This window comes from Vibrio sp. R12-SG2-ISO1, assembly GCF_059834045.1.
This window is the reverse complement of the sequence record NZ_JCBDGO010000011.1, coordinates 1-11,878: the sequence shown is the minus strand read 5'-3', so window position 1 is coordinate 11,878 and position 11,878 is coordinate 1. Positions and strand designations below refer to the sequence as shown.

Sequence of the window (11,878 nt, the reverse complement as noted above, 5' to 3'; positions counted from 1 at the left end):
AGACCCATTCTTAAATGCATTACGTCGCGAGCGTATTCCAGTCTCTATCTACCTAGTAAACGGAATTAAACTACAAGGTCAGATCGAATCTTTCGACCAATTTGTTATCTTGTTGAAAAACACAGTAAACCAAATGGTCTACAAACACGCTATCTCAACGGTTGTTCCTGCGCGTGCAGTAAGCCACCACAGTGGTGAGCGCCCTCAAGGTGACCGTCCTCAAGGTGGCGAGCGTTCTCAAGAGAAATCTGACGATTAATTTTCTCTACGCACACACATTACTGTTAAGGAGTTGATTGCTTGTTTGACCGTTATGAAGCCGGTGAGCGAGCCGTACTTGTTCATATCAACTTTACGCAAGAAGGGGAGTGGGAAGATCTCAGCGAATTCGAGATGCTGGTATCTTCAGCTGGAGTCAACGCGTTACAAGTCGTAACCGGGAGCAGACAGTCACCACACCCCAAATACTATGTCGGAGAGGGTAAAGCCCAAGAAATTGCGCAAGCTGTGCAGTTGAATGGGGCAGATATCGTGATTTTCAATCACGCCCTCTCTCCTGCCCAAGAACGTAACCTCGAAAAGCTGTGTCAATGTCGAGTATTGGACCGTACGGGTTTGATCTTAGATATTTTTGCTCAGCGCGCTCGTACTCACGAAGGTAAGTTGCAAGTGGAACTGGCGCAGTTGCGTCATATCTCAACGCGACTGATTCGAGGTTGGACTCACCTTGAAAGACAAAAAGGTGGGATCGGGTTACGTGGTCCAGGTGAAACTCAGTTAGAGACTGACCGACGTTTATTGCGTGATCGGATTAAAGCCATCTTGCGCCGCCTAGAGAAAGTGGCCAAGCAGCGCGAACAAGGTCGCCGAGCTAGAAGTCGAGCGGAAATCCCAACCGTCTCCCTTGTTGGATACACCAACGCAGGGAAATCTACCCTATTCAACCGAATCACTGAAGCGGGCGTTTACGCCGCTGATCAGCTGTTTGCCACGCTTGATCCAACGCTGAGAAAGATAGACTTGGCCGATGTCGGTCCAGCAATCTTAGCGGATACGGTTGGATTTATTCGTCATTTACCACACGATCTGGTCGCCGCTTTTAAAGCGACGCTGCAAGAGACGCAAGAAGCTGACATTTTGTTACATGTTGTCGATGCCAGTGACGACCGTTTTCGTGAGAATATTCATGCAGTTCATGTGGTACTTGAAGAAATTGATGCCCATGAAGTCCCAGCTTTGCTGGTGATGAATAAGATAGACAATCTAGAAGACCAGAAACCTCGTATAGAAAGAGATGAGGAAGGCATTCCTCGTGCTGTATGGGTATCGGCAATGGAAGGCGTGGGTATTGAATTGCTGTTTGAGGCTCTTACCGAGCGTCTCTCTAGCCAAATGGTTCAGTACCAACTGCGAATCCCGCCACAACATCAAGGGCGAATTCGTAGTACATTCTTCCAGATGAAATGTATTCAACAGGAAGAGTATGATTCCGATGGTGACTTGTTGATCGAGATTCGAATGCAACAAGCGGATTGGTCTAGACTTGAAAAAAGAGAAGGGGCAGTTTTACGTGACTTTATAGTTACTTAAATGACTGCTACAGTATAACGTCATATCAAATGATGGAGCTTTCTAATGGCGTGGAATGAGCCTGGTAATAACAACGGCAACAATGGCCGCGATAATGACCCGTGGGGTAACAATAATCGCGGTAACAAAGGTGGCCGTGATCAAGGACCGCCAGACTTAGACGAAGTGTTTAGCAAACTGAGTCAGAAACTGGGTGGAAAGTTTGGTGGTAAAGGAGGCGGTAAAGGACCGTCTATCGGTGGTGGCGGAGCAATCGGCTTTGGCATTATCGCTGCGATCGCGGTCGCAATTTGGTTCTTTGCAGGTTTCTATACTATCGGCGAAGCGGAGCGCGGTGTTGTGTTGCGCCTCGGTAAATATGATCGCGTGGTCGATCCTGGTTTGAACTGGCGTCCTCGTTTTATTGACGAAGTGACCCCGGTGAACGTGCAAGCGATTCGTTCGTTGCGCTCTTCAGGTTTGATGCTGACCAAAGACGAAAACGTCGTCACGGTGGCGATGGACGTTCAATACCGTGTCGCGGAACCCTATAAGTACCTGTTCCGAGTGACCAACGCTGATGACAGCTTACGCCAAGCGACCGACTCTGCGTTGCGCGCTGTGATTGGTGACTCATTGATGGATAGCATTTTGACCAGTGGTCGTCAGCAAATCCGTCAAAGTACTCAAGAAACGTTGAACGACATTGTCGACAGCTATGATATGGGCTTAGTCATTGTTGATGTCAACTTCCAATCTGCACGTCCACCAGAGCAAGTGAAAGACGCCTTTGATGATGCGATCGCAGCTCGAGAAGATGAAGAGCGTTTCATCCGAGAAGCGGAAGCATACAAGAATGAAATCTTGCCAAAAGCGACCGGTCGAGCGGAGCGTTTGAAGAAAGAAGCGCAAGGTTACAACGAGCGTATTACTAACGAGGCCCTAGGTCAGGTTGCTCAGTTTGAAAAACTGTTGCCTGAGTATCAAGCAGCGCCGGAAGTCACGCGTAATCGTCTGTACCTAGATGCGATGGAAGAGGTATACACCCGTTCATCGAAAGTGCTGATTGATTCAGAATCGAGCGGCAACCTGTTGTACTTGCCTATTGATAAGTTGGCGGGTCAAGATCAAGTGTCAACAAAGCGCAGTACTAAGTCATCTTCTAGTTATGATCAAATTGAGCTTGAATCCCAGCGTACTGATACCACTTCAGACACCTCATCTCGTTCAACTGATTCACGTCAAGGGAGATACTAAGAATGCGTAAGTTAATGATCCCTGTATTAGTCGTTGCATTGGCTCTGATGTTGATGTCTTTATTTGTCATTCCTGAAGGCGAGCGCGGTATCGTGATTCGATTTGGTCGAGTGCTGAAAGACAACAACGATGTGTCTCGCATTTACGAGCCGGGTCTGCACTTCAAAATGCCGATGTTCGATCGTGTTAAAACACTCGATGCACGTATTCAGACCATGGACGGCCGTTCAGACCGCTTCGTGACCTCTGAGAAAAAAGACGTCATCATCGATTCCTACGTTAAGTGGCGTATCGAAGATTTCGGTCAATACTACTTGGCGACCGGTGGTGGTAATACGCTGACGGCGGAAGCGCTCCTTGAGCGTAAAGTCACTGACGTATTGCGTTCTGAAATCGGTGCTCGTGAGATCAAACAGATTGTGTCAGGTCCGCGTAACAACGACGTTCTACCTGACAGTGCAGATGCGGATGTCGTCACGACTGAAGCGGCCAAAGAGGCACTTGAGATTGATGGTCAGCGTGACCAAATCATGCAAGAAGTGTTGAACGACACGCGTCGCAGCGCACTGAAAGACTTGGGTGTTCGTGTGGTTGACTTCAGAATGAAGAAAATTAACCTACCTGATGAGATCAGTGAGTCTATCTATCGTCGTATGCGTGCAGAGCGTGAGTCAGTGGCGCGTAAGCACCGCTCTCAAGGCCGCGAAAAAGCGGAAGTGATTCGCGCACAAGCCGAACTTGAAGTGGCGACTATCCTTGCGGAAGCAGACAAAACCGCGCGTGTGACGCGAGGTGAAGCGGATGCACAAGCGGCGAAAATCTACTCGTCTGCGTACAATAAAGACCCTGAGTTCTATGGGTTCCTACGTTCGCTTAAAGCTTACGAGAAATCGTTCAGCGATAAGAGTGATATTCTGGTCTTGGATCCTAAGAGTGAGTTCTTTAAATACATGAACAACTCTGCGGGTGCCGCCGCGAAGTAATTCGTTAATGATGAATAGAGGCTCCGTTATGACGGAGCCTTTATTTTTTGTCTCTCATAGGATGGTTTACCATTGTCGCCGCCAGAGCGTTTGCATGCTTACGTGGCGCGGGAAAAGGAGCTGAGGATGTCTAACTCATTGTGGCTGTCATTGGGCATTGTGTTGATAGTCGAAGGGCTAGGACCATTAGTCGCGCCCAAAGGGTGGCGAGCCATGATTGCCCAGATCAGCGAGCAATCAGACCACCACTTAAGACGCATGGGCGGCTGTCTCGTGGTGGCGGGCGCCGTGATTGCTTATGTGTTTGGTTAGCTTTGCCGATAGGCTTACAGCCTGCAATGCAATGTGGCTATGACGATCAGTAATGAGGAGGCGGCGTCTCTTCTGAAGGGTCAGCCAGATTCGAGCTGTCCATGTTTTTCACTTTACCGACAACGTATTTCATCTGATCCTGCATTTTGGTGATCAGTAACTGCTGCTGGCTAAGTGCACTGTTGAGGCTCTCTACCGTTTGTTCTTGGAAGGCAAGTTGACACTCCAAGTCATTGATGCGGTTTTCTAGTTGTTCAATAAGTGTTTCGCTCATCGTATTACTCATCTAGCTGCCAAGCTTGGGCAATGCCTGCGGATGTTGCAGAAATGACATGCCCTCGGTTATCAAAGGCAGCATCATACACCACTGCGCGAGGAGGGCGAGCATCTTTTAGTGGTACGGTTTCAAAGCCGTCGATGCGCTTTCCGCTATTGACGTCCCACACCATAATTCGACTCGACGGCGTGCCTGTTACGAGCTTTTGTCCATCATCAGAAAAGCGGGCGCTAGAGAAAATAAGCTGCCGTGAGAAACTTCGCAGTTGAGCGTGTTGTTGCCCGGTGCTTAAATCCCAAATGAACGCTTGATTGCCACCATCCGAAGTGAACGCAAACTTGGCATCTCGATGCAAAGCAACACGATTAATGCGTTGCTCATGCTCAAAGGTTTTTAGAATTTGCCCGGTATTGGTGTCCCATAAGTAAGCGGTGTAATCGTTGCCGCCAGACAGAGCAAAGCGCCCATTGGGCGACAGCGCAACAGAATTGACTTTTTCGTTGTGCGCGAGGAACTCAAGACGGCGTCCGGTGACTAAGTTGACGTAGATCGCTTTACCATTGGAGAGCCCAAGTAATACCTGTTCGCCGTTGCTGGCGATGTCGATATCGCGTATCAGTCCGTCGGATATTGACCACAGACCTTGCGCTTGCGTCCACGCTAAATCCCACACGGCGAAGTTGATTTGCGTGGCGGTCACAGCAAAGCGACCATTGTCGGAGATGCGAATGGTGGATACGGTGCTGGCTTGAGGGTCTTGCTCACCCAGAGAGGCGAGAGGTTGGCTCTCCACTAAATCCCACAGGACAAGTTGATGCTCTTTGGAATAGAGCAGGGCGAAGCGAGCATCACGGCTTAATGCAAAGCTCGTGGCGCCATTGGGTTCAATCTCCCAGCGCTGAACGTCACTCGAAGAGTAAAAACAGCCATTTATTAACGCTGAAATGACAACAACAATCATGACCTTGTTAAAAATTATCCGCATTAGGTCCAAATATCCGCTTGGTTTGGTTTAATTAAGCCGTATATTGGTTATATTGGTACAACATGTAATTGCACACCACTCTTTCTTAAAGATTTGTGCACAAAGACAAAATGCTTCAATTTGGAGAGTTTAATGAAATCTATTTTTAAAGTGTCACTGCTTGCTGCAACGGTTGCGCTAGCGGCTGGTTGTCAAAAAGACGAAGAGCCAAAAACCGACACTGCCCCAGCTGCTGAGCAAGTTCAAGCAGAGACAGGAAAAGCGGTTCACTTTAAAACCGAAGACGACAAAGCGGCTTATGCTATCGGTGTGTCGTTTGCTAACTACCTGAGCACCAGCCTTGATAAGCCAAACGAAATTGGCATTTCACTCAACAAAGACCTTGTTCTAAAAGGGATTGAGCATGTGTTTGCGGGCAACCCAGAGTTGAGCGAAGAAGAGACGCGTGCTGCGCTAGAAGCGTTAGATCAACGTGTAGCAGAAACCATGCAAAAGCAAGCCGCTGAAAAAGCGCAAGCAGCGAAAGCGGCAGGTGACGAATTCCGCGCTGAATTTGAACAGCAAGACGGTGTCGTGAAAACAGAATCTGGCTTGTTGTACCAAGTGATGACGGCAGCGGAAGGTGAGCAACCAAAAGATACCGATACCGTGCAGGTACACTACAAAGGTACGCTTATCGATGGTACTCAATTTGACAGCTCATACGATCGCGGCGAGCCAGCCACCTTCCCACTTAATCGAGTGATCCCAGGTTGGACCGAAGGCGTACAGCTCATGCCTGTTGGCTCAAAATTCAAATTCGTGATTCCGCCACAGTTGGCGTATGGCGAGCAGGACACCCCATCGATCCCGGCTAACTCAACACTCGTGTTTGAAGTTGAGCTACTTAAGATTGAAAACGGTGAAGAAGCCGCGCAGTAATTTTCTGCGGTTACTCTCTTCTTGGAGCCCGGCCATGTGCCGGGCTTTTTTATACCCTTCCAAAGCAGTGTTCGATACCAGATAGCGATGGGATGGTTCAGGCGAGGATAGTGTTCAGAGATGCGCCCGTGCGCACGGATAGACGCGATTTATTTGTTCTAAGTCACTAGATGCTCGGTTTACGGGATCTGATTTTCAAAATTTCTGATAAACTTACAGCAATTTGTTGATTTTTCGCTCTAAGGCTAGAAAGTGACCACTACAGAAACACTAAATACCGATATGTTGCTTGAAATGGAATCTGTCAACGTGATGCCATTTAGTGAGCACGACAAGATCATTCTGCGCTCGTATGAGGCCGTGGTGGATGGCATCGCAAGCTTAATCGGCCCATTCTGTGAGATCGTTTTGCATTCATTGGAAGATCTCAACACCTCTGCGATTAAGATTGCTAATGGCGAAAATACCGGACGCCAAGTGGGATCGCCGATCACCGATTTGGCGTTGAAAATGCTGCGTGATATCGAAGGATCAGAGCGTAACTTTTCTCGCTCTTACTTTACGCGCGCGAAAGGCGGTGTGCTCATGAAGTCTATCACCGTTGCTATTCGCAATGGTGAGAACCGGGTGATTGGCCTTTTGTGTATCAACGTCAACCTGGATGCGCCTTTCTCGCAAGTGCTGCAATCGTTTATGCCGACCGAAGAAGCCAAACAGGCCGCTTCATCGGTTAACTTTGCGAGCGATGTTGAAGAGCTGGTGGATCAGACGGTTGAGCGCACCATTGAAGAGATTAATGCTGACAAGTCAGTATCAAATAACACCAAAAATCGCCAAATCGTGATGGAGTTGTTTGATAAGGGTATTTTTGACATTAAAGACGCGATCAACCGTGTCGCCGACCGTTTGAATATCTCTAAGCACACCGTGTATCTCTATATCCGTCAGCGTAAAACGGAAGAAGACGAAAGATGAGCGCATTGAGTTACACCATAGTCGTGAATGGCGGTGTGTATGGTACGCAGTCTGCACGCAGTGCCTACCAGTTTGCCCTCGCGTTAATCGAAAAAGGCCATCAATTAGTGAGCGTGTTTTTCTATCAAGATGGCGTCAGCAATGCCAGTCGTCTCGTGGTGCCCGCCAATGATGAGTTAGATTTAACCCAAGCATGGCAAGCATTGGCTGCCGAGCATGGCGTGCGTCTTGAAACTTGTGTGGCCGCCGCGCTACGTCGCGGAATTGTCAGTGATGATGAAGCTACGCTGCATGCACTGCCAAACAGCAACCTCAGTGAAGGTTTTGTTCAAGCGGGGCTAGGTAGTCTTGCTGAGGCTATGTTGAGTCAAGATAGGGTGGTGCAGTTTTGAGTCAGCTCACGTATTTCTTTCGCAGTGCACCTCATGCCACCGCCTCAGGTCGAGAAGGCATCGATGCATTGATGGCTGCATCGGCGTACTGTGAATCGATTGCCGTCATCTTCAGTGGCGATGGTGTGTATCAGTTACTGCAAGGGCAGCAAGCCAGTGACATACTCTGTAAAGAGTACGCACCTATGATGAAGCTGTTTGAGCTTTATGACATTGAGGATGTGTTTGTCTGCGCCACATCGCTATCTGAACGGGGTCTGTCGCATGCCGATCTCGTTATTAATGCTAAGCCTCTCTCGGTTTCTGAAATACAAGCCCAGTTGGCAAAAGCGTCGGCGCTGCTGTCGTTCTAAGAGGTAACATGCTTCATATTATTAAATCACAATCCGCATTGGCAGACGCGCTGCGTATTGCCCATCCTACACAAGATGACTTGATACTGATTGAAGAGGCGATCTACGGCGCGACCATGCATAGCCCCCTTTTTACAGCGCTTAAGGCGCATCAGGTTTACGTCTTACACACTGATGCATCGGCGCGCGGTATGACGTCACGTTTGAGCCCATCTTATCGTCTGATTGACCACGGCGAGTTTGTTGACCTGACGGTCTCTCACGAGACATCGCTGACTTGGGATTGAGTCATCACTGGCCTATCGGGGAAAGTGGACAAAAAAGATCCGTATATTTCTTGACACACCTCTCACTGCTGCATAGAATTTTGCGTCCCTAATTACCATTCGTGATTTGGGATAGATTTTTCACAAAGCTTACTTTCAAGTAAATCAGGAGCTAGTTAATGGCAACTATTAACCAGTTGGTACGTAAGCCTCGTGCAAAGCAAGTTGTTAAAAGCAACGTGCCTGCACTAGAAGCGTGTCCACAAAAACGTGGTGTATGTACTCGTGTTTACACTACTACACCTAAAAAACCTAACTCAGCACTTCGTAAAGTATGTCGTGTTCGTCTAACGAACGGCTTCGAAGTGACTTCGTACATCGGTGGTGAAGGCCACAACCTTCAAGAGCACTCAGTTGTTCTAATCCGCGGCGGTCGTGTAAAAGACCTTCCGGGTGTACGTTACCACACAGTTCGCGGCGCACTAGACTGTGCTGGCGTTAACGACCGTAAACAAGGTCGTTCTAAGTACGGTGTTAAGCGTCCAAAATCTTAATGGTATCCGTTAAGTAAGGCCAAACACTAAATTATATTTAATTTTTGAAGAAACTGAAAAGTTTTGGATAACCTGAAGAAGACAACGGAGAAAATCCATGCCACGTCGTCGCGTCATCGGTCAGCGTAAGATCCTTCCAGATCCAAAGTTCAAATCTGAACTGCTGGCAAAATTCGTTAACATCCTAATGGTTGACGGTAAGAAATCTACTGCAGAAAAAATTGTTTACACTGCACTAGACACTATGGCTGAGAAATCTGGTAAAGATCACTTAGCTGTATTTGAAGAAGCTCTTGAAAATGTTCGCCCAGCGGTAGAGGTTAAATCTCGCCGTGTAGGTGGTTCAACTTACCAAGTACCTGTAGAAGTTCGTCCGGTTCGCCGTAACGCACTTGCTATGCGTTGGTTGGTTGAAGCTGCGCGTAAGCGTGGTGAAAAATCTATGGCTCAACGCCTAGCTGCTGAAATGCTAGACGCGTCTGAGAACAAAGGTACTGCGGTTAAGAAACGTGAAGACGTTCACCGCATGGCTGACGCAAACAAAGCGTTCGCACATTACCGTTGGTAATACCTTTATCGTGCTGCGAGATCTCTCGCAGCACTTCAATAGTTCCTATGCGCAAGCTAGGAACTATTGCTATATCTGAAACACAGAAAATCGCTCATCCAGAGCGCGACATCGTTAACTGAAGACGCCCACGCTCAACTCGAGCATTCTTCGTTCTGTCGTTTCGACATAGCAATAGTCCCTATATCCCAATTGAAGAGGATTCTATCGTGGCTCGTAAAACACCGATTGAGCGCTACCGTAATATTGGTATCGTCGCTCACGTAGACGCAGGTAAAACCACCACAAGTGAACGTATTCTATTCTACACTGGTCTTTCTCATAAGATTGGTGAGGTTCACGATGGCGCTGCTACCATGGACTGGATGGAGCAGGAGCAAGAGCGTGGTATCACTATCACCTCCGCTGCCACGACCACTTTCTGGCGTGGTATGGAAGCGCAATTCCAAGATCACCGCATTAACATCATCGACACTCCCGGACACGTTGATTTTACCATCGAAGTAGAGCGCTCGTTGCGCGTACTCGACGGCGCCGTTGTCGTTTTCTGTGGTTCATCTGGTGTTGAGCCGCAATCGGAAACGGTTTGGCGTCAAGCAGATAAGTATCATGTCCCTCGCATGGTGTTCGTCAACAAGATGGACCGTGCAGGCGCTGACTTCCTTCGCGTTGTTAAGCAAATCAAGACTCGTTTGGGCGCCAACCCTGTGCCTATCCAACTTAACGTTGGTGCGGAAGATGAGTTCCGAGGCGTGATTGATCTTATCAAGATGAAGATGATCAACTGGAACGAAGCTGACCAAGGTATGACCTTCAATTATGAAGAGATTCCAGCAGATATGGTTGAACTGGCTGAAGAGTGGCGCAGCAACCTAGTTGAATCAGCGGCGGAAGCCAGCGAAGAGTTGATGGACAAATACCTTGAAGAAGGTGAGTTGACCGAGAGTGAAATCAAGCATGGACTTCGCACTCGTACACTGAATAACGAAATCGTACTGGCCACTTGTGGTAGTGCGTTTAAGAATAAAGGCGTACAAGCCGTACTGGATGCCGTGGTGGAATACCTACCATCACCGATCGACGTACCTGCGATCAAAGGCATCGATGAGAACGAAAACGACGTTGAGCGCCATGCTGATGATAACGAACCGTTCTCTGCGCTGGCATTTAAAATTGCCACCGACCCGTTTGTTGGCACGCTTACCTTCATGCGCGTTTACTCAGGTGTCGTCAACTCAGGCGATGCTGTGTACAACTCAGTGAAGCAGAAGAAAGAGCGCTTTGGGCGTATCGTTCAGATGCATTCCAACAAGCGTGAAGAGATCAAAGAAATCCGCGCGGGTGACATTGCGGCAGCGATTGGCCTGAAAGATGTCACCACAGGTGATACGCTTTGTGATGCGAGCCACAAAGTGATCCTAGAACGTATGGAGTTCCCGGATCCAGTGATTCAGATTGCGGTAGAACCACGCTCAGTTGCCGACCAAGAGAAGATGGCGATTGCGCTAGGTAAATTGGCGGCAGAAGATCCTTCATTCCGCGTCGAAACGGATGATGAAACCGGTCAAACCTTGATCTCGGGTATGGGTGAGCTTCACCTAGACATCATCGTTGACCGAATGAAGCGTGAGTTCAGCGTTGACTGCAACGTAGGTAAACCTCAGGTGGCCTACCGTGAAACGATCCGTGGCAGCGCGGAAGTGGAAGGCAAGTTTGTTCGCCAATCTGGTGGTCGTGGTCAATATGGTCACGTATGGATCAAACTTGAGCCTTCTGAACCGGGTGCGGGTTTTGTCTTTGTCGACGAAATCGTGGGCGGTGTGGTTCCTAAGGAATACATCAGCTCGGTAGCGAAAGGTATCGAAGAGCAAATGAACAGTGGTGTTCTAGCAGGCTACCCTGTCCTAGATATTAAAGCGACCTTGTTCGACGGTTCTTACCACGATGTTGACTCTAACGAGATGGCGTTTAAGATCGCTGGCTCGATGGCATTCAAGAAGGGTTCATTAGAAGCACAACCTGTACTTCTTGAGCCGATGATGAATGTTGAAGTTACCACTCCTGAAGATTGGATGGGTGACGTTGTAGGTGACCTCAACCGCCGTCGCGGTATGATCGAAGGTATGGACGATGGTGTTGCGGGTATTAAAATTATCCGTGCCCAAGTGCCACTCTCTGAGATGTTTGGTTACGCTACAGACCTCCGTTCTGCGACTCAAGGCCGTGCGTCTTACTCTATGGAGTTTAATGAGTACGCTGAAGTACCGAAAAACTTTGCAGACAAAATTGTTGCAGAGCGAGGTTATTAATGAAGCGGCTTGATCATTGAAAAAGTGTGTGCTTTTTTTAAAGATCAAGGCGTCGAAATATTGCGCTGACGGACGTTGGCGCATAAAATAGCAATTTCTGGCGCGTCTCGATCAATTCTGATCGTGGCGAATCATAACTAGGAAGGAACACGAACGT

Annotated in this window: 15 protein-coding genes; 13 read left to right on the top strand and 2 right to left on the bottom strand. The window is 48.4% G+C overall.

Annotated elements, in window-relative coordinates:
- From hfq to AC6R10_RS10170, 5 genes are all read left to right on the top strand, one after another.
- The coding region (hfq, locus tag AC6R10_RS10190) for an RNA chaperone Hfq (protein WP_500672148.1) at positions 1–259 on the top strand (259 nt) is incomplete at its 5' end.
- A gap of 41 nt (positions 260–300) precedes the next feature.
- Positions 301–1,590: a ribosome rescue GTPase HflX gene (gene hflX, locus AC6R10_RS10185; RefSeq protein ID WP_334555715.1), complete on the top strand. Its 1,290-nt coding sequence runs from the start codon at positions 301–303 to the stop codon at positions 1,588–1,590.
- Between the two features lie 45 nt (positions 1,591–1,635).
- The gene (gene hflK, locus AC6R10_RS10180) at positions 1,636–2,826 is read left to right on the top strand and encodes an FtsH protease activity modulator HflK (protein WP_487903610.1); all 1,191 of its coding nucleotides are present in this window, start codon (positions 1,636–1,638) and stop codon (positions 2,824–2,826) included.
- Positions 2,827–2,828: 2 nt separating this feature from the next.
- Positions 2,829–3,809, top strand: a complete 981-nt coding sequence (hflC, locus tag AC6R10_RS10175) for a protease modulator HflC (protein WP_334555717.1) — start codon at positions 2,829–2,831, stop codon at positions 3,807–3,809.
- A 126-nt stretch (positions 3,810–3,935) separates the two neighbouring features.
- Positions 3,936–4,121 (top strand): DUF2065 domain-containing protein, encoded by a 186-nt coding sequence (locus tag AC6R10_RS10170; RefSeq protein ID WP_500672147.1) that lies wholly within the window; start codon positions 3,936–3,938, stop codon positions 4,119–4,121.
- 46 nt (positions 4,122–4,167) lie between these two features.
- Here AC6R10_RS10170 and AC6R10_RS10165 read toward each other — a convergent pair whose 3' ends face one another.
- On the bottom strand, positions 4,168–4,395 hold the full coding sequence (locus AC6R10_RS10165; RefSeq protein WP_334555719.1) for a SlyX family protein: 228 nt from the start codon (positions 4,393–4,395) through the stop codon (positions 4,168–4,170).
- A gap of 4 nt (positions 4,396–4,399) precedes the next feature.
- Positions 4,400–5,383, bottom strand: a complete 984-nt coding sequence (locus AC6R10_RS10160) for a WD40 repeat domain-containing protein (RefSeq protein WP_500672146.1) — start codon at positions 5,381–5,383, stop codon at positions 4,400–4,402.
- Positions 5,384–5,515: 132 nt separating this feature from the next.
- On the opposite strand from AC6R10_RS10160, the gene fkpA reads away from it, so the two are divergent.
- The 8 genes from fkpA (at position 5,516) to fusA (ending at position 11,721) form a co-directional block, all read left to right on the top strand.
- Positions 5,516–6,304 carry an FKBP-type peptidyl-prolyl cis-trans isomerase gene (gene fkpA, locus AC6R10_RS10155; protein WP_334555721.1) on the top strand — a complete coding sequence of 263 codons (789 nt, stop codon included), beginning with the start codon at positions 5,516–5,518 and terminating at the stop codon, positions 6,302–6,304.
- 252 nt (positions 6,305–6,556) lie between these two features.
- Positions 6,557–7,279, top strand: a complete 723-nt coding sequence (locus AC6R10_RS10150; RefSeq protein ID WP_334555722.1) for a helix-turn-helix transcriptional regulator — start codon at positions 6,557–6,559, stop codon at positions 7,277–7,279.
- A complete protein-coding gene (gene tusD / locus AC6R10_RS10145; protein WP_500672145.1) occupies positions 7,276–7,671 on the top strand; it encodes a sulfurtransferase complex subunit TusD in 396 nt (131 codons plus the stop codon). Before AC6R10_RS10150 ends, tusD begins: the two co-directional genes overlap by 4 nt.
- The gene (tusC, locus tag AC6R10_RS10140; protein WP_334555724.1) at positions 7,668–8,024 is read left to right on the top strand and encodes a sulfurtransferase complex subunit TusC; all 357 of its coding nucleotides are present in this window, start codon (positions 7,668–7,670) and stop codon (positions 8,022–8,024) included. The genes tusD and tusC overlap by 4 nt, the downstream gene beginning before the upstream one ends.
- Positions 8,025–8,032: 8 nt before the next feature.
- Positions 8,033–8,311: a sulfurtransferase complex subunit TusB gene (gene tusB / locus AC6R10_RS10135; RefSeq protein WP_500672144.1), complete on the top strand. Its 279-nt coding sequence runs from the start codon at positions 8,033–8,035 to the stop codon at positions 8,309–8,311.
- Between the two features lie 158 nt (positions 8,312–8,469).
- The gene (gene rpsL, locus AC6R10_RS10130) at positions 8,470–8,844 is read left to right on the top strand and encodes a 30S ribosomal protein S12 (RefSeq protein WP_004399892.1); all 375 of its coding nucleotides are present in this window, start codon (positions 8,470–8,472) and stop codon (positions 8,842–8,844) included.
- A gap of 97 nt (positions 8,845–8,941) precedes the next feature.
- On the top strand, positions 8,942–9,412 hold the full coding sequence (gene rpsG, locus AC6R10_RS10125) for a 30S ribosomal protein S7 (RefSeq protein ID WP_045957025.1): 471 nt from the start codon (positions 8,942–8,944) through the stop codon (positions 9,410–9,412).
- Between the two features lie 209 nt (positions 9,413–9,621).
- On the top strand, positions 9,622–11,721 hold the full coding sequence (gene fusA, locus AC6R10_RS10120; RefSeq protein WP_500672143.1) for an elongation factor G: 2,100 nt from the start codon (positions 9,622–9,624) through the stop codon (positions 11,719–11,721).
- The last annotated feature ends 157 nt before the right edge of the window (positions 11,722–11,878 follow it).